The following is a 27,000-nucleotide window of genomic DNA, read 5'->3' as shown; positions in this document are numbered from 1 at the left end:
GTTGTTCCTCAGGTGCCCGGAGGAATCAGGGCCCCGCGCTCGTCCGGGGCGCCATTGAGTAGGTCGCGGTGCGGAACGTCATCTGTCGCATAGCCGTAGCGAGAGGCCAACAGCTCTTTGAACGCCTGCAGGTTGGGGGTTGTCATGGCGGAGCCCAATTTCCAGCGGCGTTGGGCGACGGCCAGCAGAGTTACGTCCATCTGTGCGCGCAGGCTGTCAGCGGTGAAGGCGTTCAGGGGCAGTGCGGTTGCGTAGTGGCTTTCCGGTGTCTGGAAGAAGCGGGTGATGCTGCCCGGGCTGGCCTGCTGCAGCCGTAGGTTAGCGGCGATGTTGGCCAGGGTCAGCAGGATCTGCCAGTCGAGCCATCCTTCCTCGCGCAGTTCCTGCAGTACTGAGCGAGTGTCGGGGTCGGCCAGGACCCTGGGCAGTGTCTCGCTGAGTACCTGGGGCAGGTCGGTGTAGTTGTCGCGGATCATGTCGAGTGCTCTGGTGCGGTCGTAGCCGGGTCCCGGTGTCGTGGGCTGGGCGAGTTGCGGGGCGGTGGGGGGCTGGAATGCCGTGTCCGACCACGGTGGCATAGCGGCTTGCCGCAGGGTGTTGTAGTGGGCCTCGGTCAGCAGACCGGCGGCTTCGTCGTAGGGGCGACCGCTGATCAGTTTGTGCAGGAGTCCGCGGGCGAATGTCGTCTTCACCAGGGACATGAACGCCTCGGTGGGCCTGGCGCTGAGGTGGGCCAGTAGGTGTACCACCGTGGTGGACAGTTCACGTTCGAAGGCTGTGTGGTCGGTCGAGGCGCTGTAGGGGCTGAGGATGACGGTGCAGTCGATGGCGTGATTGTTGGGCCGGAAGGTGACTCTGTCCCCTCCGCCCAGTGGTGTGCCCGTGATCACCCGGACCAGGATGTCCTGAGGGAAGAACAGAGGTTCGTGCGGGGCGAGTTCGGCAAGCGAGATCTGCACCGCGGCGGTGAAACGCTCGGCTGCCAGGACGGTGGCGCGGGTGTTGTCGCACCGGATACGCCATGTTGTGCCTAGGGCTGCGAAGTTCATGTCCCGGTGCGCTCCCACGTCCGAGAACGGTCTTCCGGTGAGCTGGTCGTCTGCGTTCTGGATGAACTGCTGCTCGGTCTGTGTGAAGCTGGGCCGGATCAGCGGGAGGTGTTCGTTCAGGTCGGCCAGGTAGTCCGCATCGGTGAGCTCACGCAGGGCCGGCATGAGCGCGGGGCGGAACCGCTCTGCGCTGAGCATGACCATGCTGGAGTGGAAGTCGAGTTGCTGGATGTAGCCGTGAGAGGGGTAGTCCTCGGGGGTCTCGGCGAACAGGTGGTGGGCCATGAAGGCGAGTCCGCCGAGAGCGAGGGCGTCGCCCCAGTGGCCAGCCGCGTGGGTATGGGCCATGGCTTGGGTCAATGTGGCGGGTAGCAGGTCTTGATGTTCTTGGCCTGCGGCTGAGGCGGCGACGGCGGCGGCGGTCATTGCGTACTGCCGGGCGGCTTGCTGCAGGTCCAGGTCGCCGTAGATCTTCCCGATCATGCGCATAGTGAGCAGCGCGCCGCGCAGGGTGTCGCCGTGCCACCAGTTGATTTTGACCTCGTGCAGTTCTTGCAGCGCGTCCAGCGGTCTGCCCGCGCGCAGGAATGCCATCGCACGGTCCCGGCAGCGTGCAGCGACACTGCTGTCACCTGCGAGGTCCGCCTGCGCGGCGTCCAGCGCGTCGCGGATCTTCTCGTAGCGAGGGTCTTCGGTAAGGGCGGGTGCGAAGATCTGGAACGTCTCGCTCACACCGCCGACCGGGAAGACAGGGGCCTGCGGCAGCAGGTCGACCAGTTGTTCCAGACAGTCCATCGCCTCGGTGACGTCCACCAGGGGGTTGGCCGGGCTGACAGTGGGCACGATCTCACCCGCCCGCCGCAGCCGTGTCGTCTCCTGCGGGGTGGGTAGCGCCCCTTCGGCCGGGCGTGTGACCTGCTGCCAGCGCGGGTGCAGACACAGGCGGGCGGCCACGTCGAGGAGCGACGCCTTGCGTACGGGGTAGACAGCGGCGTCGGTGGCCTCGATCAAGACGGCTACACGCTGCCGCAGGCGCAGGTCCAGATTGCGTAGTTCCTCGGCGTTCGCCGTACCCAGGTGACGCAGCCAGGCGCCGCCCCAGTACAGCAGCAGTTGGCCCGCGTCATCCAGGAGCGCGACACGCTCCGAGGACAGGGCGGCGTCGATAACTGCCCGGATGTCCGCTTCGGCACCGTCCAAGCTGTTCTTCCCGCGCAGCACGGCCAACACTCGTTCGTAGCGCGCCCGCAGAGCGAGCTCTCCGTCCCCAGCGTCGATGAATTCCCCGACGTAGCCGAGCCACTCGGCCAGGTCCACCCGCGCCTCGTCGTCGAAGGTCGAATGCCGCAAACCGTCCCGGACCTCGGACAGGGCTCCCGGCGTCAGACGCTTGCCCGGCCGCTCCCGCAAAGCGGTCAAGGTGGAGCGGTACCAGTCCGGATGTGCCTCGGCCGGCTCGTCCGGGATCATCGCCGAGGGCAGATCCAGAAACCGCTGGGCGATCCAGACCAGGTCGCCCTGGGCGAGCATGCCGGCCACAGCCTGCCCGTCGAACACGTCCAGGGCGACGTCGTAGGTATCCCGCGCATGTTGCTGCAACCGGTGCCGTGCCGCCACCGGGATTTCGTGCACCGCGAAGAAGGCCACCCTGCGCACGGGTTCGCCTCGGCTGCAGATCGACTTCAGGTCGTCGCGGATTTTCCCGTCCAACGGCGGCTTCTGCACGGATGCCGCCAGGACCCATGGTTCCGTGGTGGCACGCCCGACGAACCCGCCCGCCCCAGGCAGCTCGTGTGGCAGGTTTGTGTAGTACGACTCGGCATCACGTCCCTGGTCCCCGCCAGCACTTACCGGACCGGTAGCGGGCACGATGTTGCTGCTCAGCCGGCGCAGCGCAATCTGAAATACGATCTGCTCGAACACATGGTGCTCGTTGCGGCCCGCCAACTGCTCAAGCAGAAACTGGATATAGCGTTCGGTCTCAGGGAAAGTGGCCACGCTAGGATTCTCTCCCACACCGCTGACAACCGGCGTGCTATCGGAGGGAACGTCGTGAGCCCCGATCTTCTGTGCGCGGTGGAGCAGCCGCCGACCCACGATCGGGGCGGGCAGACGTGATGCGCGACCGCCTCAGGGCCGAGAGGGCCCGCTGGAGGTCAAGGGGGCGCAGGTTAAATCCTGCCATCTCGACCATGCTTTTCGCAGGTCGGAGGCCGTTCTCTCATACGTGGGAGGGCGGCCTTTCGCGCGTCCCGGGGCGTGGTGGTCGCAGCCGTGCGGTCCGGCCCGCACGGTTGGCCGTCTGCTCGGCTCCCCTGAGTACGTGAGAGGCGGTCATGAGAGGTTGAGCCCCGCGTGGTCCCACTGATCGAGCAGCACCTCTGCGGGTAGCGCGCTGCCGTCGGGAGCCAGGCGCTGGACCGGCATGTCGTCGGAGGTGCATGCGAGCAGTTGCTCGGCGACGAGGTGGGGAACGAGCAGCGCTGTGGTGCCGGCCTTCCGGCTGAAGGCCACCTGGTAGGTGGCGATGACCGCTGTTTCCCACAAGGTGAGGGGGTCGCGTTCCGGCTCGCTGTGGTGGGTCCGGACGAGGGCGGGCGCCTTCACCGCCACCAGCTGCCATGGCGTACTGACGGGGCGGCCGGCTTCTTCGCGTGCCTGGCGGATCCAGTCGGCAGTGAGTCGGCGGAAGGCGGCGTGGGCCTCGGGCTTTCCCTTACGGCGACGTCCGAAGGCGTCGCTGACGACGGTGTAGACCGAGAAGTCCTGATCTTCCAGGCGGCGCCAGGACCAGATGGCTCGCCGACTCCACTCGTACCACGCTCGCTGGAAGGTCTTCTCCGCCTCCGCTCCCAACCCGGCGAAGCCGGGGTCTGCGGAGAACTTCGGCTCGGGCAGGATACGCACGGCAGCCGCCTCCAGCAGGCGGATCGGCTGCACGAGGGCCGCGAAGGCCCGACGCTCCTCGACGAGGACCGTGGCGAGGCGACTCTGCAGACCATCGGCCCAGGGGGCGAGGAAGGGGTACTCGGACACGGCCTCGTTGCTCCGTGTCAGGTAGGAGTGCAGCCGACGCCAGTGCTCGTGACGTCGGGAGCGGAAGTTGCGGGCGCGGTCGTATCGCTCCCATTCCTCGTCGCGCCCGGCCTCGTCGTCGTCTTTCTCCTCCTCGTCGCCGGATTCGGTGGCGCGGGGCGGGTACTCGCCGGCGGCGAGGGCGATGGCGGCGTCACGCTCGGCCTCGAGGTCCTCCTCGTCCTTGGACTCCCGGTCGAGCCAGATGGCGAGTGAATCCACCTCGCTCACAGCGGCGCCGAGCGGCAGGATGAGGCTGTCTGTGGGCAGAGGCCACCGACAGCTCAGGCAGAGCCGCGCCACGGCTTCGCCGAAGGGGACGTCGATCTGGTTCACGGAGGCGGCTGACCGCAGGGTGCGGCACTCGGGGCTTCCGTGGAGCTTGCCCTTGCCTGTCGCCGAGACGTGGCAGGTGATGAGGATGTCCCGGGTCGACCCCAGGGGAACCTCAGGTGTAAAGAGGGAACCGAGCATGACATGGCGAAGCTCATCGCGAGTCGAGGACATGTCGGCAGGCTATGCGCGGGCACTGACAGTCCGCCGGTCAATCTGCCCTCTCCACCCTGCAGTGACCAGAGATGCCAGAGCGATCCTCACCGCCAGGACGGTGATCCTGGGGACCAGTTGGGGACCACACGGTACGCGCGGTGGTGCACGATGCCTGCTTCCATGCACAACTTGTGCCCGGATTAAGTCTGCTATATCCAGAAAATGTCCTTGACCCTCACTCTGGGGGTCAAGGGGTCGCAGGTTCAAATCCTGTCGTCCCGACTGTGCGGACACGCAGGTCGGAGGCCGTTCTCTCATCCATGGGAGGGCGGCCTTTCGTGCGTCCGGGGGCGTGGTGGTCGCAGTGTGGTCGCGGGCCCGACCCTGGGCCGGTCTGCCGCAACACTGGCGGTGTGCGGTGCGGGGGAGCGGAGCTCGTGGAGGGCTTCGCGGAGGCGGTGGATGTGGTCATGTGTTTGCAGCCACGCTGGCCTGGGTGGGCGGCCAGTAACTCCTGCCGTCGTGGTGAGGGTGTGGGCGACCGCGTCGACGGTCTGGTGTGCGGCCTGTTGGGTGAGGTGGCTGCAGAGGCGGGCGGTGGTCGACGGAGTGGAGTGCCGCAGCGTCTTGGAAGTCACGGTGAGCGGGACGACGACGGTGATCGTGATGGGCGGGTAGGAGCGGGGAACCCCGAGATGACGTACCCATTGGCCCCGAACATGCCGCCAACGACGTGCTGGCCCGCACTGGTCTTCAGCCAGATTGTCGTGGCCGCCAATTGCCACCGCGTATCGGGCACGCTTATCGACACGACGACGAACCCCACGGATGGACGCAGAGGCCTTTTACACACTTCGCGCCTGCCCCAATTCGGACGAATCTGACCTGGAGATGGCGTAGGTGTGCGGAGGCTGTCTATGGGGCGTGGTGAATCGGCGACGTCTGATCGAGCACTCTGAGCTGAGGTTTCTGGCTGGTTGATCTCCATCCTGACCTGATGGTCAACACTGCTGTGAGTGTGTCGCGTTGGCGTGATCTTGTTTTCTTCGGCTCGATGGCGACAGTTTGTGTGTACCTTGTGACCGCTCGCCTGGGGAGTGTGGGTGTCGTGGGCCATTCGTGGCTCATGAGGGGGTTCTGGGGAGGGGTGGCGTGCGCATGCGCGGCGAACGGTTCGGAACAGGTGTGTCCGCACGCTGGCGGGCACTTACGGTCGGGGTGCTGGGGCTGGCTTTGTCGGTAGGGCTGGTGTCCGCCGAGGCGGCCCCATCCGCCCCCTCGTCAGGAGTGTCCTCGCGGACGGAGGGCAGCGCCCTCGGCAAGTCGACGCCGGTGGGCAGCCCGGCGGGGCCGACTGCACCCGCAGCCGCCGAGCCGACCACGAATAACGCGGTGTATGCCTACGATGCGGCATCCCGCCTCGTAGGTGTTACGGATCCGGGAGGCCAGACCGCTCGCTACCGCTACGACGCGGCGGGCAACCGTCTCGGTGTGGACCGTTTCGCGTCGAGTGTCCTGTCGGTTGTCTCCCTGGTTCCTGTCCGAGCTGCGGCCGGTGCGAGCGTTACTCTTTCCGGCACGGGGTTCTCGACAACAGCGGCCTCCAACACGGTCTCGTTCGGAACGAAGACGGCCACGGTTACGTCGGCTTCGGCCACCCGACTGGTGGTGACCGTTCCCTCAGGCGCGGTCAAGGGCCCAGTGTCAGTAGCAGTTGGCGGTGCCAACGCAGCGTCGGTAGAGACCTTCACCCCCGCCCTCGGAAAGCCCAGCGTCATCTCGTATGCGCCGACCAGCGGGCCGCCAGGGACAGTAGTGGTGCTCTCCGGGTCTGGTTTCGCGTCTGCGAAGACGGACAACGTCGTGCGTTTCAACGGCGGCAGGATCGCAGAGGTCGTCGAACGCACTGACACGGCTCTGACGGTGAAGGTCCCCGCAGGCGCCAAGGCAGGGCGGATCACGGTCGAGACCCCTGACGGTCAGGAGGTGGCTCCCGACTACTTCGACGTTCCTCTGGAGGGAAACGAGTTCGAGACAACTGTCGGTACGTCGCCGACCGATGAGACTCCGCCCTCGGTCTCGATCTCGGCCTCCGACAAGAGAGCCCGAGTGCTGATCGACGCCGACGCGGGCGACTTGCTGAGCTTCCACCTCTCCGGCTCGACGTTCCAGGGCGACCTGCGGTTGCGGATGGTCTCTCCCCAGGATGTCGAGCTCGATGACGTCCGGGTGAGTCCCGGCAAACTCTTCGACTGGGATCTCACCGACCTGCCGGTCTCCGGAACGTACTCCCTTGTCATCGAGCCGGCCGACTCAAGCACGGGGCCGGGGACAGTCACGGTCACCGCGTCTCTGCCCCTGGAGGCCGACCGGCTCGCACCGACCGACGCGACGCCTGCCCAGGTCAGCCTCAACAGGCCGGGGCAGCTGGCGCGAGCCACCTTCGAGGCCCAGAAAGGCGACGACCTCTCGATCGGTGCGCTCGACAACACCTTCACCGGCGCGGCCACGGTCAGAGTGCAGGCGCCGTCCGGTCAGACAGTCGGCGTAGGAGGGCCCCACGCTCCCGGAGCTTCCGCGACAATCGAGTTGGGGAACCTGCCAGAGACGGGAACCTACGTCGTCACCGTCAATCCCGACCCGGGGGACACAGGAACACTGGGACTTCTGCTGTCGGCGGACATCAAGGTCTCCCTTTCGCCGGACGCGGCATCCGTATCGGTGGTGGCGCGACGTGGGCAACGGGTGCAAGCGGAGTTCACCGCCCCGCCCGGCAGAATCGTGGGAATCGGCGTCACCGACGTGACCATCCCGACGAATTCCTCCCTCAACGCATGGGACGCCGACGGAAAACACGTCGGAGGATACGGAGCCGTCATCGCGAACAGCGACGGCAGTCTGCACTTGAACGACCTGATTGCTGGAAGCAACTACGCAGTGGTGCTCCAGCCGGCTTCGGCCGCCGCCGGGTCGATGAAGTTCTGGCTCTCGACTCCCGTAACAGCCGCGCCCCTCACCGCCAGCAGCCCCAGCACACAAGCGGAACTGACACGGCCGGGTCAGCAGCTCATCGTTCCCGTCCATGCCGCGGACAGCAGCGGGATCTCGGTCGTCCTGTCCGGACCGAACGTGATGCGGGGCGGCACCGTCGCACGAGTCACCCCCGCCGGCCAGGTCGTGAACGGCGCCGGATACATCGGTGCGGCATTGGGGGATGGCGGAGTGGCTCTTCCCACGCCCCTGGCCGAGGGAACACATCTGCTTCTGGTCCAGCCCACGCGTATGACCGCGGGCACGGTGACCGCATCGAGGGTGCCCGGGGTGAATGCCGGAATGCTGACGCTGGGCGGTGCCAAGCGGACGGCGGTGATCTCCCAGCCGTACGTGCACTCCTATTTCACCTTCACGGTCGAGGCGCAGAACGGGGCCAAACCCGATCTCGAGATCGAGGCTCCGTCGCCGTTCGACTGGTTCGCGACGCTGATCGGTTCAGCAGGGGAGGTCCGAGGCTCCACGTACATATCCAAGACGACCGTCTCGGCGCCCTTCGCTTCCCTCACCCCGGGCACGTACACCTTGGTGGTCGCGCCGATAGGTCCGTCGACCGGTCAGGTCACTCTCGGCCTCAAGGCCCGAACCGTCACCGGGGCGAGCAGCGGTGACGACACGAGCGGTGCGGCACGGATCGTTCCCAAGGGGGCGGACGCCTGGCAGCCGGGCAAGCAGCAGAAGGCCGGCCGGGACTGGGTGACAGGCCGCGGCGACGGGCCGAAAGCTCCCCAGAAGCTTCGTTCGCCTCCGGGCAGAACGGCGTTGACCGGTCACGTGCTGAAGCTGGACGGGAAACCCCTGGCGAGGGTCACCGTCTCCGTCGGCGACAAGACGGCCAGAACCGACTCCCGCGGCCGCTTCCTGCTGGCCGGCATCAGCTCTGACGCGAAGACCCTGGTGGTCGACGGCTCGACGGCCGACACCAGGAAGCGGCAGTACGGCCGCTTCGACATCCACATCAGCCCGAAGCGCGGTCAGAGCGTCGACCTCGGGTTTCCGGTCTGGATGACGCCCCTCGACACCAGGAACACGGTGAGTTTCGCCGCCCCGGCGAAGACCGACGTCGTTCTGAAGACCCCGAAGATTCCCGGGCTCGAAGTCCGTATCCCCAAGGGCTCGGTGGTACGGGACGAGAAGGGCAAGCCGGTCACGGAGCTGGGGATCACCGCCATACCCATCGACCGGCCGCCGTTCCCACTGCCCGAGAACAGTGTCGTGCCGGTGTACTTCACCGTGCAGCCGGGCGGTACATACGTCTTCCCCGAGGGTGCGCAGGTCATCTATCCGAACTACACACGCGAAGCCCCCGGCACCCGTGTGGAGTTCATGGACTACGACCCGAAGAAGAAGGGCTGGTACGTCTACGGCCACGGGAAGGTGTCTGCCGACGGCCGCCAGGTCGTGCCCGATGCCAAGACACGAGTCTGGGCCTTTCACGGCGCGATGTTCAACATCCCCGACTGGCTGCCCTGGGACCTCCCGTGGGTGAAGGACGTCGTCGACTGGCTGTCCGGCGACCCTGTCGACCTGTCCACCGGAATGCTGACCGACTCGCGTACCGACCTCGCGGTGTCCGACTCCCGCGGCCCGGCCGAAGTCACCCGGACCTACTGGCAGGGCGACACGCGAACCCGGGCCTTCGGTATTGGACGCGATCTCTCCTACAACGTCTTCCTGCACTCGAAGAAACAGTACGAACAGGTCGACCTGTACCTGCCCGGCGGCCAGTCGGTCCCCTTCGTACGCACCTCAGCCGGCACGGGCTACTCCGACGCGGTCTTCGAACCCTCCGGAACCCCGTCCGGATACCACGGATCGAAGATCGTGTGGGGCCACGACGGAACGTGGCACCTGAAGTTCCGTGACGGCACCACCTGGATCTTCCCCCAGTACGCGCCACTCAAGGAAATCCGGGACCGCCACGGCAACGCCGTACAGCTGACGCGCGCCGGCAACAAGGGCGAGATCACGCAGATCTCCACCCCTGGTGGCCGCTGGATCTCACTCGCCTACGACACCAAGAAGCGCGTCTCGTCAGTCCGGGACAACGCGGGCCGCACCACCTGGTACACCTACGACACCACCGGACGCCTGGAAACCGTCAAGGACCCCGCAGGCAAGATCAGCCGCTACACCTACGACGGCACCTCCAACCGCATCAAGACGGCAGCGGATGCCCGCAGCATTATCTACATGACCAACACGTTCTACCCGGACGGGAAGGTCAAGGAGCAGGTTCTCACCGAGGGAGCGAAATACTCCTTCGCGTACACGCTGACCGGTGCGGGCAAGGTCACCTCCACAACGGTCACTCAGCCCGGCGGGTCCGTGAGAAAGGTGGAGTTCGACGCGGACGGCTACGGGGTCAAGGACACCCAGGCCCACGGCAGCACGCTCGCCCGCATCACCCAATACCACCGGGGGCCGCGCCACCGCGTGGACGCGGTCACCGACCCGTACGGCCGCCGTACCGAACTCACCTACGACACCAACGGATACATCACCCGCACTACCGAGCTCGCGGGAACGCCACAGGCCCGCCAGTCCGGCACCGCGGTCTACGACGGTCCGTACGACCAGCCCACCACCCTCACCGACCCATTGGACAACACCACCGTCCTCGGCTACGACGCCGACGGAGACCTGCGGACCGTCACCGACCCCGCAAACCGGAAGACCGCTCTCACCTACACCCCCGACGGGCAGGTGAAGACGGTGACCGACGCCTCCCAAGCTCTGACCGAATACACCTACCTGAACGGTGAGGTGGTGTCGGTCAAGGACGCGGAGGGCCGCACCAGCAGCCAGTTCCTGGACGCGGCAGGGCGGCCGTCCGCTCTGACCGACGCGGCAGGATCCCTCACGACTCTCACCTACGACGCTCTCAACCAGACCCGCAAGGTCACCGATCCGCTCGGCCAGAGCACGAGCCTGGACTATGACGAGAACGGCAACCTGACCACCCTCACCGACGCCCGCAACAACCCCACCTCTTGGGTGTACGACAACGCGGACCGGGCCAAGTCGGCGAAGGACCCGCTGGGAGCACAGGCGCTGTTCGCCTACGACCCCGCGGGCAACCTGGCGCAGGTCACCAACCGCTCGGGCCAGATCGCCACAGCCGAGTACGACCTGCTGGGACGGGCGAAGAACCGCAAATACGGCGTGAACGTGGCCGGCACGGCCGAGTCCACCGCCACCTACGTCTACGACGCGGTCGACCTGCCGAAGACGATCACGGACACCCAGGCGGGGACGCAGACCTTCGGATACGACGCGTACGACCGGCCGAAGACCGTCACCGGGCCGACCGGAACGGTCGCCTACGTCTACGACGCGGCGGACCGGCGCACGGAGATGACCGCGGCCGGGAAGACCACACTCTACGGCTACGACACCTCCAGCATCCTCACCTCCGTCACCTCCGGCGACCAAGCGGTCACCTTCGGCCTCGACGCGGTGGGCCGCGAGAAAACCGCCGCACTGCCGGGCGGCATCACCCGTACCACCGCCCTGGACAGGACAGGCACCGTCAAGAACATCGCCTACTCCAAGGGCGCGGCAGGCATCGGCGACCTCACCTACACCAGGGACGAACGCGGACTCCAGACCGGCCTGTCCGGCAGCCTCGCCTCGGTCGCGCTGCCGGCGGCGGAGACAGGATCGGTGTTCGGGAAGGACAACCGGGTCACCACCTTCAACGGCCGCTCCTTCACCTACGACGCCGACGGCCGACTCAAGAACGACGGAAAACGCACCTACACCTGGAACGCCCGCGGCCAGCTGTCCGGACTCACCCCGACCGGCGGAGCGTCCAGCCTGTTCACCTACGACGCACTGGGCACCCGCACCGCGAAGACCCTCGGCACCACCACGAAGAAGTACCTCACCGACGGCTCCAACCCACTCGTGGAACAGAACGCCGCAGGAGCCACGACAGCCACGGTCGCGACAGCCGGCCTGGACGAGTACCTGACCCGCACCGAAAACGGTGCGACGCAGGTCTACCTCACCGACGCGCTGGGCACCGTCGTCGGCCTGGCCAACACCGACGGCACAGTCGCCACCCGCTACACCTACGACCCCAACGGCCAGCCCACCACCTCGGGCGCCGCATCCTCCAACCCCTACACCTTCACCGGACGCGAGTCCGACGGAACAGGACTCCTCCACTACCGCAACCGCTACTACGACCCGGAGTCCGGCCGCTTCATCTCCCAGGACCCGATCGGCCACGCGGGCGGCACCAACCTCTACCAGTACGCCCTCAGTTCACCCACCACCTACACCGACCCCTCCGGCAACAACCCCATGCTCGCGGGCTGCGTCATCGGCGGCCTCTCCGAAGCCGGCCTCGACTGGCTCGGCCAACGCCTGTCAGGCCGCAAAGTCAACTGGGGCCAGGTCGGCACCTCCGCGGCCATGGGCTGCGCGACCGGCATGCTCGGTGCGGTGGGCGCGGCCAAGTGGGCGTCCCTCGGCAAGTGCTTCAGGTTCGGCAACAGCTTCACCTCGGACACCCCGGTCCTCCTGGCCGACGGCACCCGCAGACCGATCAAGGACATCCGGATCGGCGACGAGGTCCAGGCCACCGACCCCGAAACAGGCGAAAGCGGCCCCCGTCCCGTCACCGCCCTGATCAAGGGCACAGGGGACAAGCAACTGGTCGACATCACCCTCGACACAGGCGCATCCCACACCCTGACCGCCACGGACGGCCACCCCTTCTGGGTCCCCGCCCTGAACCGCTGGATCGAAGCCGACCAACTCCGCGCCGGCCAATGGCTCCAGACAAGCAGCGGCACCTGGGTACAGATCACCGCAGTCACCCACCACACCACAACCACCACGGTCCACAACCTCACCGTCGCCGACCTCCACACGTACTATGTGCTGGCGGGGGCCACATCGGTACTCGTCCACAATTGCGGAGGCGCCCCTACTCATGTCACAGGCAAGGGCGATGACCCGCTAGTTCCGGAACTCATCAACGACATCAATGCTCGCTACCCCGGGCATGTGCGAGCTGAAGGCGTCACAATAAATGGGCCGGACGGCAGCACGCTCACGGACTTCGACATCGTGACCCGAAATGCGGTGGTGCAGGTGAAGAGTGGCTCAGGAAAGGGTGCTCTCAAGCAGGCGCTAAATACGCAAAGCCTGACGGACTATCCGGTCATCGTCTATCTTCCACAGGGGCGTGGAAGTGTGATTAAGAGTCTGGAGCAGGCTGGCATCATGGTGACACGGGACAAGAACCTGCTACTTGATGTCCTGGCTCCCTAGCTCCCGACGGTCTCTACGTGGTTCAGCGTTGCTGACAGGAAGGAGCCGCAGTGCGTCCTACCATCGTGCTTCTCAGCCCGACCAGTGATCTCCAGGAGCTAGTGGCTCGCCTGCGCGGAGTCGGCTCTTATCACGAAGGTGCGATCTTCGATCATTTGGATTGGAGGGAGTGTCGCTTCGGGGTGGACGTTTCCGGGGACGTTATCGACGAGTTTGACGAGGAGGAGATTGCCGAGATTCGTGAGGAAATCGGTGAGTTCAACGCAGTCCTCGTCGAGTACCCCGGAATGGCGTGCATCCGCGATCTTTTGATCGAGGTAATTCCTGGGGTTCGCGGAGTTCTCGATACGAATCACGGCGAGCTTCTGAGCTATGACGCGGTCCTAGAGAGATTCCATCGAGATCCGTCATGGGACTGGCGAACTAGTAACGATGGAGCGACCTCAGGGGGTTACTGAGGTTTAACTCGTGGTGTCGTTACGTAGATCTGATGGTCAGGCCGGTCTCGGCTAGGCAGCCGTCGATTAGGTTGCTGCGGTACTGGATGTGCCGTAGACCGCTCCGGACCGTGCGGATGAGATGGTCTGGCGTGGAGAAGGCGACGTTGGAGAGCCAGCCGCGACGTAGCAGGGACCAGATGCCTTCGACGGGGTTGAGGTCGGGTGCGTAGGGCGGCAGGTAGAGGATGGTCAGCCAGTCACGGGAGTCGGCGAACTCCCGTAGACCTGCGGCTTTGTGGACGTTGAGGTTGTCCCGGATGAGGACGATCGGGCCGCCGAGCTGCTGGTGGGCTGCGGTCAGCAGGTCCCGGTAGTCGCGCCAGGAGAAGCTCTTGCGCCCGTCACGGTTGCCGTCGTCCCGTCGCGGCCGGTAGATCAGCCGGGATCGGCGGCCGGGTTTGTAGCAAGTCAGCGCGGCGATCGATATCCGTCTGCGCGAGCGGCCGCGGACCCGCACCACCGGGGTCCGCCCGCGCTGGGACCAGGTCCTGGCTTGCGACGACGTCATGGAGAAGCCGGCTTCGTCCTCGAAGACCAGCCAGGCCCCACGGGCCGCCGCTGGCCTTCCGCGCGGGGCCACACCTCCTTGACCCACCCGGCCACCGCGTCGTCGTCCCGTTCCATGGCACGACGGGCCGGGACCTGGCAGGACCAGCCGTTGCGCACCAACAGCTTGCGGACACCCTGAATCGTGTACGTGAGGTGGAAGCGCCGTCCGATCACCGTCTTCACACGGTTCAGAGTCCAGCGTTGGTCCTCCCAGCCGTGCGCGGCCGGCCCTTTGGCCAGCTCGGACTCCAGCTGCGCGAACTGCTTCTCACTCAGTAGCGGCAGCGACGCGGGCCCCTGCGACCTCAAGGATCGCGGGCCGCCCTCGGCCCACGTGTGACGCCACCGCTGCACCGATCGGACACTGACCCGCAGATCCCTGGCGATCGCCGTACTGCCCTCGCCCCGAGCGAACCGCTCAGCTGCCTGGAGCCGTAACTCCTCGCGCTTGCCCTGCCGTTCAGCGGTCAACCCGCCACCCTGTGGATACCTCATCCTCTCGTGATACCGCAGGCAGACACCCCTCGTCAGCCCCTATGACTTCACGAGTTCAATCTCAGTAGTAACGATGGAGCGACCTCAGGGGGTTAGCTCCTGAGATATTCCCCCAGCGCAGCACTTGGGCCCCTCCGGGAGAATTCGGAGGGGCCCAAATGTCTCTTGACGGCAACGGTGACGGCAACGTCAGCGGACGATGGCTGCGACGGGCGCGCCATCGGGGTCGTCGCGGCCGGGGCTGAGGGCGTCGCCGAGCGTGTTGATGGCTTCGCGTTGGAGGCGGAGTCGTACGTGGGCGTAGACGTCGGCGGTGACGCCGATGTGGGCGTGGCCGAGGAGTTCCTTGATGACGACAAGGTCGATGCCCTGCTCCAGGAGCAGGGTCGCGGTCGAGTGTCGAAGGTCGTGGAAGCGGATGCTCCGGAGCTGCGCGCGGTGGAGGAGGCGGCGGAAGCGGCGGGTGAGGTTGCTGGAGTCGAGCGGTCTACCGGTGGGCGTGGTGAAGACGAGGCCATTGTCCGGCCAGCCCGTTCCGGCTGCCTCACGTTCTTCCTGCTGTCGTTCATGGTGGGTCTTGAGGGAGTTAATGCATTCCGTGGGGAGGACGATGCGACGTTCGGAGGCGCGAGTCTTGGTGTGCAGGATGGTCAGGCCGCCGGTGTGGGTGCGTTGGAGGGAGCGGTGGATGCTGGCGGTGCCACTGTCGAGGTCGAGATCTTCCCAGTGCAGGCCGAGGAGTTCGCCTTTGCGGAGGCCGGTGCGCAGGGCGAGTTCGTAGAGCGCGTGGAGCCGGTCGCTGCTGGCTGCGTGGAGGAACTGCCGGGCCTCGCTGGCGGTGAAGGGCTTGAAGCGCCGGGGGCGGGGCGCGGGGGTCTTAACGTTTCGGGCGACGTTGCGGGGCAGGTCGTCTTCGCGGACCGCGTGCTCCAGGGCGGACTTGAGGACCGAGTGGACGTAGGTCACGGTCAGCGGGGAGAGCCGCTTGTTGCAGCACTGGCCAATGGCGCAGCAGAAGCGCCGATCGGTGTCGCGTACCTGGGCGCAGCACTGGCAGGCGGCGCGGAGGTGGTCAAGGAAGGTGCGGACATCGCGGGCGGTGAGTCGGGCGAGCTTCTTGGCGCCGAGGCCGGGGATGAGGTGGAGGCGGATGCAGGCGGCGTAGCGGGTGTGGGTGTTCTCCCGGACCTGGTGGACGGCGATGCCCTGCAGCCAGTACGTCAGGTAGTCGCTCACAGTGCAGTCGGATGCCGCGACGGGCAGGCCGAGGTTGCTCGCGGCGATCTTCTCGGTGAGCTTGCCCAGGGCTTCCTTCCGACTTGCGCCGTAGACGCGGACGCGCTTGCGAATGTTGCCGGAGGCAAGAACATATCCGGCAGCCTCCCAACGGCCTTCCTTGCGCTGGTAGATGGTGCCGTCTCCGTTGGCGCGGGAGCGGCTGCGGCGGGACGAGGCGGGGCGCGGTGTGGTCATCAGGCGGCTTCCTGTTCGAGGCGGGTGCGGATGAAGTCGGTGAGGGCGTGGGTGGGGATGCGGCGGGCGCGGCCGAGGGTGATCGAGGCGAGCTGGCCGGTGCGGAGCAGGTCGTAGACGGCGGAGCGGCCGAGTTGGAGACGGCCCATGACCTGGGGCACCGTGAGCAGATCCAGCACCGGGACCGCCTCCGCGTGAAGGGCTGCGAGCGGGGGCGAGGCCATCAGCAACCCCCCTCGCCCGCGAACTGCCGTTCCAGTTCCTTGCGGTGCCAGACATCGGCGGCGAGGAGGTTCGCGCCGGGGCTGTAGCCCGCGCCGTTGTAGTCCCAGTGGCCAATGACGAGCGTGGTGCCCGGATCGGGCTCGGGCAGGCCGGCGTGGGCGTGGGCCTGTTCGGTACGCCATGTGCGGCGGGCGTCACGCAGCGCGCCGAGGGTGGTGGAGTAGCTGCGGGATTTGGTGGAGAAGTGGCCCCGGAAGCCGAGCATGTGCGTCCACTTCCAGAGCTTGAGTTCGGCGAACTCCGGCAGGCGGCCGAGTTCCCAGCAGGTGCGGATCATCTGCCGCATGTGCTGGGCGACGGCGAGGCGGGACAGTGGCCTGGCCTGTCCGGTCCCGTCGCAGGCCGTGCACGGGAGCGGAGTTCCCTGAGGCAGGAGGGTGGCGCCGCGTCCTTGGCAGGGGCGGCAGTACAGGGCGCGGTCGAGGGTGCCGGAGGCGTCGGCGGACTTGGTGGCGTACTTGGCCACGTAGGCGGCCACGGTCTGGTCGGTGAGTTCGCTGTCGGTGCCGAAGGCGGCGATCTCGCGTACGTCGAGCTGCTGGCCCCAGGTGAGTGCGCGTTCTCCGACCGCATCGGAGTCGATGGAGATGCGGGCGCGGGGTGCGGCGGCGCGGATGGAGTCGGTGAGCACGGAGACGGTGGCGTACGGGGGTGGGGACTGGGTGCTGCCGTCGGGTCCGTCGAGGCGGATCACGGCGTGGAAGTGGACCAGACCGCGCTTCTGATACTCGGCGACCTTGGCGAAGGACACCCGCAGAACCGTGCGGGCGGCCTTCTGGGTCATGCCGAGCCGGACGGCGAGTTCGCGGCGCAGGTAGGTGGTGAAGCGTGCCCACAAGGCTCCGGCGTGGGCGTTAAAAAGGACCGCGCCCGCGTAGTCGTACGTCGCCGGATTGAGCGGCGTACCGAGCAGCGGGTCCGTTGGGGCGTGGCGGGTGCCACAGCGACAGGGCCGGGCGTCGGGGCGGTTATGGACGGGGCCGAAGGACGGGGCAGTGAGGGTGGCGAAGACGCGGGGGTGAGTGCGGACGGTGTCGGGAACGGTCTTGCCGCCGGAGATGCCGGCGCGGATGAGGTGGTAGGTGTCGGCGGCGTAGAGGCGGGAGCAGGCCGGGCAGCGCGAGGAGCGGCGGTTGCCGCACGCGGTGAGCAGGCTGCCGGTGGGCTCGGTGTCGGTGGAGTAGGAGCGCAGGACTTCACCGGTCGTGGCGTCGACGGTGGTCGTGTGGCCGGTCAGGCGGACGGGTTCGGTGCAGCCGCCGAGGCGTTCGATCTGCTGCTGTGCGCGGTCGAAGTCGGGGTGGTTGACGAGGTGGAGCAGGTCCCGCACGGCGGGGCTTGCCACGTGGCGCAGGTCCAGGGTGACCATTGGGGGCGTGTCCCTTCAGTTCGGGTGGGTGGCCCCGAGCAGCAACCAGCCAGGCGAGGAGGCATGTTGGTGCTGCTCGGGGCATGACGAACCAGGCCCAGGGGCGGGCGTGGGTTCAGCGAGGAGGATGCGACCAGGGCGGGCCGGTGCTCAGAGTTGAGCGAGTGCGGCGGTGGCCACTGGCAGGGCGACGCCCATGCGCGTGCCCAGGTGGGCGGCGCTGATCGGCGTTCCGTGCTCGGCGCGGTGGGTGTCCGCGATGCGCCGGGCCGCGTCCAGCAGGGCGGCCGGAAGGGCCGGGCCGGAAGCGGGTCGGCCCGTCATGGTGACGATGACCGGCGGAGCGGCGGCCGGAGCCGGGGCGGGCTCCAGCTCCTCGATCGGAGTGGCGACGGTGTCCGGGGCGGGCGTCGGAAGTGTCGATGCGGGTGACGGTGCGACGCCGGGCACCGGCTCGGTGACGAGGGTTGCGGCGGTGGCTTCCAGGGGCGGAGCGGGGCGGGTGAGGGTGTGGAACTGGGTGAGGAAGGCGGGGCCGACGTGGCCCCAGCCGAGCAGCAGGAGCGGGGCGACGGTGTCCAGGCAGGCCCGTCCGTAGCGTCCGGCCAGCAGCGGTTCGGCGGTGTTCAGGGCGAGGGTGAGCAGGCCGCACAGGTGCAGCAGCCGGGTGCCGGCCTTCAGCTCCTCCTTGGGGACGCCGCGCAGGGCGAGGAAGCGCAGCGCGACCAGAAGCCCGACGACGGACAGGTCCACCATGGGCGCGATCAGTGGAGCGATCGGGTGGGGGACGCCGAGCCGCAGGGCGAGTGCCCAGACGTTGCCGAAGGAGAAGACGAAGGCCAGGGCCGCGATGACCGCCATGACCACGGTCACGGTGCGCCGGGTGAACCGTTCCTCTGCCACGTCCTCAACCTCCTTTCCGGTGTGGGCTTTCGGGACTACTTGGTGTGCGACGGCGGAGGTGCCGTGGTCCGGCCGGTCGAGGCGAGGAGGGCGTCCAGGCAGAGGTCCGGGTCGGCGGTCAGGCGCGAGGTGGCTTCGGCGACGCGGGCGGCGTCGGCGTCGGAGACGTAGGGGGTGCGGATGCGGGTATAGCCGGGGCGACCCTGCATCGCCATCACCGCGACGCCGACGTAGGCGGGGTCCTGCAAGGTGACCGGGCTGGCATCAGGCCAGTTGCGGATGTCGTCACCGAGCGCGGCCACCGCGGCTTCCACGGTCTTCTGCGCGAAGGACAGCCCGATGGGGCACACGTCGCGGATGAAGGTCGGGATGGCATCGCCGGTGGTTTTCTGGCTGATCAAGATCACCAGGATGCCGACGCTACGGCCCTTCTTGACCAGGTCCTCCACCAGCCGGGCGTTCTCCGCCGTCAGTGCGGCCAGCCGTTTGGTGGTGGCGTCGCTGCCCTTGTACTCGCGGAAGTACGTGTGCGCCTCGTCGATGATCAGGACCGTGAGCGGCCACTGCGGCGAGGGGCCGACGTGCCACAGGTTCTTCACGCCCAGCACGTCACGGATGGTCGCCGAGCGCCGCTTGCGCAGTTCCACCAGGCGCTTGAACAGCGCGTTGGCTTCATCCAGGTCGTCTCCGCAGAACGCGAACATCCGCTTGACCAGGTCGGCGTAGTCGCCCTCCGAGGCCCGCGACACCTTGCCGTCCGCCGTCACGATCTGCACGGACGGAGACGGCGCGAAGTCACAGACGAACTTGTTGACCCCGGAGGTCTTGCCCGCACCCGGGACGCCGGCCACCGTCACCCCGGGCACGTTGGCCAGGGACACGCACACCTTCGCGGCGTACTCGTCGATGCCCAGCTCCCAGCGCGTCAGGTCCACGGGCGGGAGGCCGCTGGGCCGGTGCGTGGTCGGCGTGGTCAGCGGGTCGGAGCGCACGCCCCGGATGACCACCCGCCCGGGGCCGTCCGGCAGGACGGAAACCCGCGTGCACCGCCAGGCGTCCGCCAGGAACCGCGCAGACTTCTGGTACTCCTCCACCCCGACCTGCGGCAGCGTTTTGGCTCGCACGATCACCCCGAACCGGTCCGGCTTCACCTTGATCTTCGGCGTCAGGACTCGGGGCGCGGGGGCGGGGCCGTCCTTCTGCGCGGCGATCTGCGCGAGCAGTCCCGGGGTCTTGTCGGTGACCGTCAGCCCGGCCATCCGCGCGAGCCGTGCCCAGCCCCAGCGAACCCGCACGGCCTGCCGCATGCTGACCCGCGTGCCCCGGTCGGCCCACACGTAGCGCACCACCGTCACCAGCAGCCACACACCGACCAGGACGGCCACGGCCAGCAGCGCGTCCGGCGCGTATTCCGGCACGGAATTTTCGAAGCGGATCACTGAGCCGCCTCCATCGTCACCAGCTCCAGGCGGGCGGCGCGGTAGGCGACGCCGTCGGAGAGCTGACCGTTGAAGATCCGCGCCCACGGGGTCGCGAACAGTTCCACCGGCCGCACCATCGCGCCCGGCTTGAGCCCGGCGGCCAGGCCGGTTTCCGGGACGGTGATCTTCAGGACCTCGGCCCGGCCGTCCTCCATGAGCATCACGGTCACCGTGTACAGCGACGCGCCAGTCTCCCGGTCGGTGGCGATCTCCCCGGTCTGCTGGTCCTTGATTTTCAGCGTCGGGTCGGTGCCCGCGATGCACACCGCCGACGGCAGCAGGGCAACACGGATACGGGTCATGGCCATGCCATCACATCCTCGTTCGATGGAGCCGCTTGATCGGCTCGATACGGAGCATAAGGAGATGATCGCTCAACTTGCAAGCTCGATTAGGTTGTGAACTCGATCAGGTTGGTAGGTGGTCAGGTGGGGAACCCGGGGATGTGCCTGTAGCGCTACGGCTTGCCGATACCGTGGGGGCATGACCCTGCCCTTGGACGAGGACTCCCGGCCGCCGTATCTCCAGGCCGCCGAGGCCCTGCGGGACGCGATCCTGAATGGCGAGTTCCGCCCGGGTGAGCGCCTCCCCTCGGCCAACGTGCTGCGTGACCGGTTCGGGGTATCCAGCTCCACCGTCCAGAACGCCCTGCGCGTGCTCAAGCAGGAAGGCTTGGTCTACTCCCAGCTCGGCCGGGGCAGCTACGTCAGCACCTCTATCGGCGGGAGCGTCGAAGGGGCCGATGGTGATCACGAGGACGCCGACACCGAAGGGCCGGACTGGCCGGTCGACGTCATCCGCAACGAAGACGCCCGACCGCCGTACGCCCAGGTCGCCGACATCCTCCGCCGGGAAATCGTGGAAGGCACCTACCCTCCGGGCTCCCAGCTCCCTCCCGCCCGCGAGATTCAAGAGCGGTTCAAAGTCGCCAACTCCACCGCGCAGAACGCCTATCGAAGCCTCAAGCAGGCGGGGCTGGTGTACGCGGTTAAGGGGCGCGGTGTTTTCGTGCGCCAGGAACCGGAGCCGGGCAAGTACCACGGGCCCATCACGAACTACCTGCTGCGCGATGAGATCGCCCGCGAAGCGCGCGCAGCCGCCACCGAGTTCGCCGACCTCAGCGACCAAGAGCTGCTGGCGCGAGAGGCGGAGCTGGACCAGCGATGGGACGTGGTTCGGGAAGAGCATCAGCGACTCTTCAACGAGCGCCGCAAGGTCAAGCGGGAGAAGAGCCGGCGCGGCCTGTTCCTGCCACCCCTCCATGACGACGACGCCGAACCGGACGTATCGCCGAGCGAGAAGCTGAAGACCGCACTGGCCGAATCGAAGAAGCGCCGGCAGCAGCGGCCCTGACCATCGGCCGGGCAGCCTGACCAGCGGGTGAGCTGTTCAGAGTTTCTTTACTTGATCAAGGGCGTCCCGCTGACGCGGGCCGCCGCGCGTCGGCGGTCGGTGACCGCCGCCCGCTCCTGTCTGCCGCCTCGCTGGCGACGGCCGCCGACCACTCGGCGCGCAGAGCCCGGAGCGTAGGCCGGACTACCAATCAGAAGCCCCCAGTCCGACCGCTCACCAGCAGGCCGGCCGGGCACCCGAGAGGCCGCCCGGCGGGTTCGCGCCGTCCCGGACGCCCATGTTTGCTGCCTGGCTGGGGGCCGTGACGATGGAGATAACTGGGCTGATGCCGGTGCGGGGTTGAGCGAGACACACGTGGCGGGTGATCGGTCGGCACGCCCGCCGTCGTGGCTGACTTTCTGTGGCTGCGGCCCCGACCCCATGGTCATGAGCACAGCACGCACATATGGGCCCGTCCCTGCGGGGCTGACGAGTGCGGGGAGCCTCGATTGGCCGCGCCCGGCAGGGACGGGAGTCGGGTGGGTCAGCGCGGTGTGGCGCCTGGGCGAGAGGGGCGGGTCACGTCTGGCGCCAGGTCCGCCAGGGGCGGGTGATGATCTCCCGGTAGGTGTGGTGGGACGGGTTCTGGCCGCAGTGCCGCAGCACCCAGTCCTGCGGTTCGGCGAAGTCCTCGCTTGTAGGGGACGTCTCGCCGTCCACGGCGCACTGCATCGCGTACAGGACCTGCTCCGCGTCCGGCTCGCGGTCGGGCTGGAGCGTCCAGGTCTCGTAGCGCAGGACCGAACGAGGGGTCCCCGTCACCGTCCCCACCTCCGGTTGGCCACGGCCACCTTCGCGCTCAACTCCTCTGTCGGAGTCGGCGGACGTACGCCCTCGGGCGGCACGTCCCACTCCCGGCCACCGCGCGGTGGCCGAAGCTGCACGTACGGCCCCACATGCCCCATCACCACGCCCACCTTGCCGCTCCGCCGGTCGACCACCAGGGCGCCGGCATCGGGCGAGACGGTGTGCCCGTTGGCATCAGGGGTGGGGGCCGTCATCGTGACCACCCCGGCGAGGCGGCGCGCGACCGGGCGTCCAGTCGCAGGGCGGGAACACATGAGGTGGCGCTCTTTCGCACGGTGACGCTCCTCGGCGGCGTTGATGCGTGCCCCTGGGCCTGTTGGTGCCGCAGGGTCGGCACCGATCCTCAAGCCGGTCACCGGGACGAAGGAACCTCCACCAAACCCCACTTCGGGACGTCCTGCACCGTGTAGAACGTCCCTAGTGCCGTCCTGGGACGAAGGGGGAGACTCGTGCCGAACGAGAGACTACGAGCCGTCATGGCGGCGGGAGGCTGGACGTACGCCGCACTCGCTCAGCAGGTCGAGGTCGACGCCAAGTCGGTCGAACGCTGGGTGAACCTCGGGCGTATCCCACGTCGTGCCACCGCCCTCCAGGCGGCCAAGGCCCTGGGAGAAGACGTGCACGCACTCTGGCCGGTGCTCCGCCAGGCCCGCCCCGCCCGCGCCATCAGCCCTGAATTGGTGGCGCTCTACGAGCAGCGGGCCGATATCCCCGTCTCGACGTTCACCGACTTGATGGCCCAGGCGCGGGAACGGATCGACATCCTGGTCTACGCGGCCGTCTTCCTCCACGAGGCGTACCCGAGGCTGAACGAACTCCTCACCGAACGCGCCGCCGAAGGCTGCACCGTCCGCATCGCGATCGGGGACGCCGACAGCGACAACGTCCAAGCCCGCGGCCAGGAGGAGCGGTTCGGCCACGGCATCGAATCCCGCTGCCGCCTCGCTCTCATGCACTACAGGCCGCTCGCAGGCACCCCCGGCATCGAAGTCCGCACCCACGAAACCACGCTCTACAACTCCCTCTACCGCGCCGACGATCAGCTACTCGTCAACGCCCACGTCTGGGGCGTCAACGCGTACGCCGCCCCCGTGTGGCACCTTCGCCGACACGAGACGGGCGGCTTGTTCGACACCTACGCCGAGAGCTTCGACGCTGTATGGGCGACGGCAACCCCCGTACGAGAGGAAGGCTGACCGTGGCCCGCACCGAGTACTACGACGACCCGAACGCGCCCAAGCCGAACAGCATGGTCGTCGCCGCCTCCGCCGTCGTCACCGACGACCACGGGCGCATCCTCCTCCAGCGCCGCCGCGACAACGACCTATGGGCACTGCCCGGCGGCGGTATGGACCTCACCGACTCCCTGCCAGGCACGGCCGTCCGCGAGGTCAAGGAAGAGACCGGCCTTGACGTAGAGATCACCGGCCTGGTCGGCACCTACACCGACCCGAAACACATCATCGCCTACACCGACGGCGAGGTCCGCCGCCAGTTCAATGTCTGCTTCACCGCCCGCATCACCGGCGGCCGGCTGGAGATCTCTGACGAGTCCACCGAACTCCGGTTCTTGCCGCCAGAAGAGATCGAGCAGTTGCCGATGCACCACACCCAACGACTCAGGCTCCAGCACTTCCTGGAACAACGTGAAAGTCCCTACCTGGGCTGAACCGGCTGACGGCAGTAGCGACGGCAACACCCACGGATTTCGCCGTACAACCACGGACACCAGCGGAACCCGAAACCTGCGCTGACCAGCGAAGGAGCAGGTGAAAGGGTGCCGCGCAGCACACGTACTATGTGCTCGCCGGTGCCACGCCTGTACTCGTTCACAATTCCGGTGGAATGGACGGGTGTTCCGACCCTGCCTATCAAGGTGTTCTGCATATTGGTGAAGAAGTCGCCAAGGGAAATGTGAGTCACCGTCTGGGAATGGTTGACGACGAGCTCGCAGATTATCTTGACATGTATGCAAATAGTGGCACGGGGAAGGCGATTAAGGGTGGAGGAATGGGATGGTATGATTCAAATCGTGGAGTCATGATTATTCAGCGCGGCGCATACTCGATGACAGCCTTCAAGACGTCGGCCGAAAACTTCCTGTCCCGACTCGACCCGAACGGGTGATGTATGCAGCTCAAGCGCGATAAAAACAGCTTCATGCTCACCTTGACGGAGGTTGAGCTTGGCCGACTCCTCGCCTGTGTAATCGAATCAGCAGAAGCATTGTCCCGTAGCGAATTCTTCATCCGCACTGGATGGGCTCGCGATGATGTGCGATCCGCAATCTCCTCCTTCGGCAGAGTGTCGAAGGGGGAACTCGGCGAGATTTCGATCGATATTCCAGAACCGCAAGAAGAGATTGAAAATCTGAGGCGCCCTAGGGATCGGCGATAGGTCGTCGCCTTCGCTCGCGGATTTTTTGTTCATGCCAATGAATGAACACAGAGGCCACGCCGGAATGCGCTCCGGTGGGGCCTCTGCGGGTCTGACGGCAGTAATTGACGGCAGCGTCAGCGACGGGCGCTGCACAAAGTGGCGGTTCGTCGCTGTCGTCGGGCCGCAGGGTCGCGCAGGGCGTTGCCAAGGGTATCGATGGCTTGGCGCTGGAGGCGAAGTCGGACATGAGCGTAGATGCTGGCGGTGACGCCGATGTGGGCGTGGCCGAAGAGTTCCTTGATCACGACAAGGTCGCCACCCTGTTCCAGGAGCGGGGTCGCGGTCGAGTGCCGGAGGTCGTGAAAGCGTTGTGAGAGAAGTCGAGGGCCGGGATGCCGAGCCTACCGCCTACATCCTTGACGCCCAGAGCATCAAGACCTCCGCAACCGTGCCCGCGTCAGGCCGGGGCATCGACGCGGGCAAGAAGATCGCAGGCCGCAAGCGCCACATCGGCGTCGACACACTCGGCCTCCTCCTGGCCGTGCTGGTCACGGCCAGCTGGCGTCTCCGACCGCGTCGTCGGCATCCACGTGCTCTCGAACATCGCCACGGACCACCCCCGCGTCACCAAAGCCTGGGCCGACACCGGCTACCGCACCAAGGTCATCGAGCACGGCGCCCGCCTCGGCATCGACGTCGAAGTCACCCGCCGAGACCCTGCCTAGAGGGGATTCAAGGTGTTTCCGCGGCGTTGGGTCGTCGAGCGGACCTTCGGCTGGCTCGTGCACTACCGCCGCCTCGCCGCGACTACGAAACCCACCCGCACCGCTCCGAGGCCATGATCCACCTCGCGCTGATCGACCTGATGAGCCGCAGGCTCACCCGAGAAGCGACACTGGAAGTACTCATAGTTGCCGGGCCACGCTGACCGGCGCGTCCTCGCCTCTCATCGCCTGCGGCCAGCGGTCATTGATGACACCCGCCGCTTCCCCGCACGCGCCACAGGCTGCCTCCCGTTCCGGCAGCCACCAGTGGTCAGACGGTGACATGCCGAGTTCCTGGATCCCACACAGAGACTTGCCGAAGGTGCCAAAAGCGTGGGAGGCGCCGACGGCAAGGCCATCCGCGACAGCCCTCTCCCGGCGCATCTCCATCGGCAGATACGGCGGTCGCGAGATCTCGAACCACTCGCCGCCCACCTGCGTGGCGGCATAACACCACGAACAGGACCAGATCTCTTCTTCCCGGACCGTCGGCCGCACCGGCCACCGCCACATCGTCAGTCCGCACACATCACACTCCACAGGCGGATCCTCACACGCCGGCACGGTCCGCCCCAAGCAGCTGACATCACGCCAGTTATCAAACACCCCCGCCAGGACAGAATGCTCTTTTGCGACCGTCCAACTGCACCCGGAGACAGGCGGGGACGCGCTCAGTACGTGAGTGTGTCCATCCAGCCGTCACCGGGCGGAGGGACGAAGAAATACCCGCCGCCGGTGGTCAGCAGGTACTTCGCCATGGATTCCCCTTGCAGGCGTTCCTGGGCTGCCTCGAATCCTTGAGTCAGGTCTCGCTGGAAGCAGGAGAAGATGATCCCCGTGTCGCCGTTGCCCCGGTCGTAGCTGTAACTGCGCCGCACGATCGGTGGGGGACTGCGGCGGTCAGGGGCTGCGAGACGTACATGTGAATCAAGCGGCGTAAGCCTGCCCGTCGGATCGGCCGCATAGTTTGGCCGCTCGTCGACGGGTGTGCCGTCAAGCCAACCCCCGTCGCGTCGACGGCCGATGATCCGTTCCTGCTCACGTACCGAGTCTTTGTCCCATAGGTCGGTCGCGAACCGGATGATGCGCACAACCTGATAGCTGCCCCCCACGGCCCACTCAGGCTCGTCCTGATCGGCAGTGATGAGCGCGCGGTCGAGGCATTCCCTCTCGGTGCCCGGATTGCCGAAGCCCTCAGTGAAGTGGAACGGGTTACGGGCCAGGCCCCTGCCGCCCTCGACCCGGTTGGCGGGACGAGAGCCATCGATGTGCCACCGAATTGTCCCGTGCGGAGAGGCGGTGCTTCTGATGCCTTCGACGGTTTTCCCTATCGCCGCGGCCTTGTCGCCCGCGACGTGCACAAGAAGGTCTCCGTGCGACATGGCGGGCGCGAGGAGATCGCCCGCGAAGTGCGGCATCGCCTTGAGCCGGCGAGGAAGTGAATCCGTGGGCCCGAAAAGTGTCGCCCCCAGGGCCAACCCCACAGACGTACCCGGCTCGGCGGCCGCGTGAACCCGTTTCACTATTTCTCTCAGCCCACTACGAGGCCGTCCAATATCGAGCGCGATCAACGCCACATATCGCTCCGGCAAGAGTCCACGCAACTGGACGGGGCTGGCAGCCAAGTCGCCAGAAGTGGCCCCGGCCCCGGCG

At 67.1% G+C, this 27,000-nt stretch carries 21 protein-coding genes and 2 pseudogenes; 8 read left to right on the top strand and 15 right to left on the bottom strand.

Annotated elements, in window-relative coordinates; genetic code table 11:
• Nucleotides 1-8: 8 nt before the first annotated feature.
• On the bottom strand, nt 9-3,047 hold the full coding sequence (locus tag OG413_RS32430) for a hypothetical protein (protein ID WP_266811827.1): 3,039 nt from the start codon (nt 3,045-3,047) through the stop codon (nt 9-11).
• Nucleotides 3,048-3,383: 336 nt separating this feature from the next.
• Entirely contained in the window at nt 3,384-4,631 is a 1,248-nt protein-coding gene (locus OG413_RS32425) for a hypothetical protein (protein ID WP_266811825.1), read from the bottom strand.
• A 1,140-nt stretch (nt 4,632-5,771) separates the two neighbouring features.
• Here OG413_RS32425 and OG413_RS32420 point away from each other — a divergent pair.
• Both OG413_RS32420 and OG413_RS32415 read left to right on the top strand, forming a co-directional pair.
• A complete protein-coding gene (locus OG413_RS32420; protein ID WP_266811823.1) occupies nt 5,772-12,950 on the top strand; it encodes an RHS repeat-associated core domain-containing protein in 7,179 nt (2,392 codons plus the stop codon).
• 50 nt (nt 12,951-13,000) lie between these two features.
• Entirely contained in the window at nt 13,001-13,408 is a 408-nt protein-coding gene (locus OG413_RS32415) for a hypothetical protein (RefSeq protein ID WP_266811822.1), read from the top strand.
• A 19-nt stretch (nt 13,409-13,427) separates the two neighbouring features.
• Here OG413_RS32415 and OG413_RS32410 read toward each other — a convergent pair whose 3' ends face one another.
• The 8 genes from OG413_RS32410 to OG413_RS32375 all read right to left on the bottom strand — a co-directional run bounded on the left by OG413_RS32410 (nt 13,428) and on the right by OG413_RS32375 (nt 20,313).
• Nucleotides 13,428-13,958: a transposase gene (locus tag OG413_RS32410; protein WP_266811820.1), complete on the bottom strand. Its 531-nt coding sequence runs from the start codon at nt 13,956-13,958 to the stop codon at nt 13,428-13,430.
• Entirely contained in the window at nt 13,955-14,494 is a 540-nt protein-coding gene (locus tag OG413_RS32405; protein ID WP_266804294.1) for a winged helix-turn-helix domain-containing protein, read from the bottom strand. Before OG413_RS32405 ends, OG413_RS32410 begins: the two co-directional genes overlap by 4 nt.
• Before the next feature lie 189 nt (nt 14,495-14,683).
• Nucleotides 14,684-15,967, bottom strand: a complete 1,284-nt coding sequence (locus OG413_RS32400) for a site-specific integrase (protein ID WP_266811819.1) — start codon at nt 15,965-15,967, stop codon at nt 14,684-14,686.
• Nucleotides 15,967-16,191 carry a helix-turn-helix domain-containing protein gene (locus tag OG413_RS32395; RefSeq protein WP_266811818.1) on the bottom strand — a complete coding sequence of 75 codons (225 nt, stop codon included), beginning with the start codon at nt 16,189-16,191 and terminating at the stop codon, nt 15,967-15,969. Before OG413_RS32395 ends, OG413_RS32400 begins: the two co-directional genes overlap by 1 nt.
• A complete protein-coding gene (locus tag OG413_RS32390; RefSeq protein ID WP_266811817.1) occupies nt 16,191-17,621 on the bottom strand; it encodes a zinc finger-like domain-containing protein in 1,431 nt (476 codons plus the stop codon). Before OG413_RS32390 ends, OG413_RS32395 begins: the two co-directional genes overlap by 1 nt.
• A 150-nt stretch (nt 17,622-17,771) precedes the next feature.
• Nucleotides 17,772-18,524, bottom strand: a complete 753-nt coding sequence (locus OG413_RS32385) for a DUF2637 domain-containing protein (protein WP_266811816.1) — start codon at nt 18,522-18,524, stop codon at nt 17,772-17,774.
• 35 nt (nt 18,525-18,559) lie between these two features.
• Nucleotides 18,560-19,963, bottom strand: coding sequence for a cell division protein FtsK (locus OG413_RS32380; RefSeq protein ID WP_323137954.1), 1,404 nt, complete (start codon nt 19,961-19,963; stop codon nt 18,560-18,562).
• On the bottom strand, nt 19,960-20,313 hold the full coding sequence (locus tag OG413_RS32375) for a hypothetical protein (RefSeq protein ID WP_008746465.1): 354 nt from the start codon (nt 20,311-20,313) through the stop codon (nt 19,960-19,962). The genes OG413_RS32380 and OG413_RS32375 overlap by 4 nt, the downstream gene beginning before the upstream one ends.
• A gap of 175 nt (nt 20,314-20,488) precedes the next feature.
• Between OG413_RS32375 and OG413_RS32370 the strand changes: the two genes are divergently transcribed.
• On the top strand, nt 20,489-21,358 hold the full coding sequence (locus OG413_RS32370; protein ID WP_266811813.1) for a winged helix-turn-helix domain-containing protein: 870 nt from the start codon (nt 20,489-20,491) through the stop codon (nt 21,356-21,358).
• Between the two features lie 558 nt (nt 21,359-21,916).
• Here the strand turns inward: OG413_RS32370 and OG413_RS32365 are convergent.
• Both OG413_RS32365 and OG413_RS32360 read right to left on the bottom strand, forming a co-directional pair.
• Complete coding sequence (locus tag OG413_RS32365) at nt 21,917-22,168, bottom strand: hypothetical protein (protein ID WP_037869599.1); 252 nt, start codon at nt 22,166-22,168, stop codon at nt 21,917-21,919.
• Entirely contained in the window at nt 22,156-22,407 is a 252-nt protein-coding gene (locus tag OG413_RS32360; RefSeq protein WP_266813210.1) for a hypothetical protein, read from the bottom strand. The genes OG413_RS32365 and OG413_RS32360 overlap by 13 nt, the downstream gene beginning before the upstream one ends.
• Nucleotides 22,408-22,680: 273 nt before the next feature.
• Here OG413_RS32360 and OG413_RS32355 point away from each other — a divergent pair, with 273 nt between their 5' ends.
• From OG413_RS32355 to OG413_RS32340, 4 genes are all read left to right on the top strand, one after another.
• Nucleotides 22,681-23,400: an XRE family transcriptional regulator gene (locus OG413_RS32355; protein ID WP_266813208.1), complete on the top strand. Its 720-nt coding sequence runs from the start codon at nt 22,681-22,683 to the stop codon at nt 23,398-23,400.
• 2 nt (nt 23,401-23,402) lie between these two features.
• Nucleotides 23,403-23,873: an NUDIX domain-containing protein gene (locus tag OG413_RS32350; protein WP_266811809.1), complete on the top strand. Its 471-nt coding sequence runs from the start codon at nt 23,403-23,405 to the stop codon at nt 23,871-23,873.
• Nucleotides 23,874-24,004: 131 nt separating this feature from the next.
• Nucleotides 24,005-24,331 (top strand): hypothetical protein, encoded by a 327-nt coding sequence (locus OG413_RS32345; RefSeq protein ID WP_266811807.1) that lies wholly within the window; start codon nt 24,005-24,007, stop codon nt 24,329-24,331.
• A 3-nt stretch (nt 24,332-24,334) separates the two neighbouring features.
• Nucleotides 24,335-24,601 carry a hypothetical protein gene (locus OG413_RS32340; protein ID WP_266811806.1) on the top strand — a complete coding sequence of 89 codons (267 nt, stop codon included), beginning with the start codon at nt 24,335-24,337 and terminating at the stop codon, nt 24,599-24,601.
• Between the two features lie 116 nt (nt 24,602-24,717).
• Here OG413_RS32340 and OG413_RS32335 read toward each other — a convergent pair.
• Nucleotides 24,718-24,951 (bottom strand): annotated as a pseudogene (locus tag OG413_RS32335) (tyrosine-type recombinase/integrase); the annotation flags it as partial.
• Between OG413_RS32335 and OG413_RS32330 the strand changes: the two are divergent.
• Nucleotides 24,951-25,511, top strand: a pseudogene (locus OG413_RS32330) (transposase); the annotation flags it as partial. The pseudogenes OG413_RS32335 and OG413_RS32330 sit on opposite strands and share 1 nt — an antisense overlap.
• Here OG413_RS32330 and OG413_RS32325 read toward each other — a convergent pair.
• Nucleotides 25,489-25,875: a hypothetical protein gene (locus tag OG413_RS32325; protein WP_266811805.1), complete on the bottom strand. Its 387-nt coding sequence runs from the start codon at nt 25,873-25,875 to the stop codon at nt 25,489-25,491. The pseudogene OG413_RS32330 and the gene OG413_RS32325 overlap by 23 nt on opposite strands.
• 143 nt (nt 25,876-26,018) lie before the next feature.
• A complete protein-coding gene (locus tag OG413_RS32320) occupies nt 26,019-26,924 on the bottom strand; it encodes a Dyp-type peroxidase (protein WP_266811803.1) in 906 nt (301 codons plus the stop codon).
• Nucleotides 26,925-27,000 lie beyond the last annotated feature (76 nt).

Source organism: Streptomyces sp. NBC_01433, from assembly GCF_026340105.1.
In the GTDB taxonomy this organism is placed as follows: Bacteria; Actinomycetota; Actinomycetes; order Streptomycetales; family Streptomycetaceae; genus Streptomyces.
The sequence above is the reverse complement of the archived record's forward strand: the minus strand, read 5'-3'. Positions and strand labels throughout refer to the sequence as shown.

Excerpts from the sequence above, each read along its gene's own strand:
- OG413_RS32425 (WP_266811825.1), bottom strand. The coding sequence starts at position 4,631 with ATGTCCTCGACTCGCGATGAGCTTCGCCATGTCATGCTCGGTTCCCTC.
- OG413_RS32420 (WP_266811823.1), top strand. The coding sequence starts at position 5,772 with ATGCGCGGCGAACGGTTCGGAACAGGTGTGTCCGCACGCTGGCGGGCA.
- OG413_RS32410 (WP_266811820.1), bottom strand. The coding sequence starts at position 13,958 with ATGACGTCGTCGCAAGCCAGGACCTGGTCCCAGCGCGGGCGGACCCCG.
- OG413_RS32405 (WP_266804294.1), bottom strand. The coding sequence starts at position 14,494 with ATGAGGTATCCACAGGGTGGCGGGTTGACCGCTGAACGGCAGGGCAAG.
- OG413_RS32400 (WP_266811819.1), bottom strand. The coding sequence starts at position 15,967 with ATGACCACACCGCGCCCCGCCTCGTCCCGCCGCAGCCGCTCCCGCGCC.
- OG413_RS32395 (WP_266811818.1), bottom strand. The coding sequence starts at position 16,191 with ATGGCCTCGCCCCCGCTCGCAGCCCTTCACGCGGAGGCGGTCCCGGTG.
- OG413_RS32390 (WP_266811817.1), bottom strand. The coding sequence starts at position 17,621 with ATGGTCACCCTGGACCTGCGCCACGTGGCAAGCCCCGCCGTGCGGGAC.
- OG413_RS32375 (WP_008746465.1), bottom strand. The coding sequence starts at position 20,313 with ATGGCCATGACCCGTATCCGTGTTGCCCTGCTGCCGTCGGCGGTGTGC.
- OG413_RS32370 (WP_266811813.1), top strand. The coding sequence starts at position 20,489 with ATGACCCTGCCCTTGGACGAGGACTCCCGGCCGCCGTATCTCCAGGCC.
- OG413_RS32355 (WP_266813208.1), top strand. The coding sequence starts at position 22,681 with ATGGCGGCGGGAGGCTGGACGTACGCCGCACTCGCTCAGCAGGTCGAG.
- OG413_RS32340 (WP_266811806.1), top strand. The coding sequence starts at position 24,335 with ATGCAGCTCAAGCGCGATAAAAACAGCTTCATGCTCACCTTGACGGAG.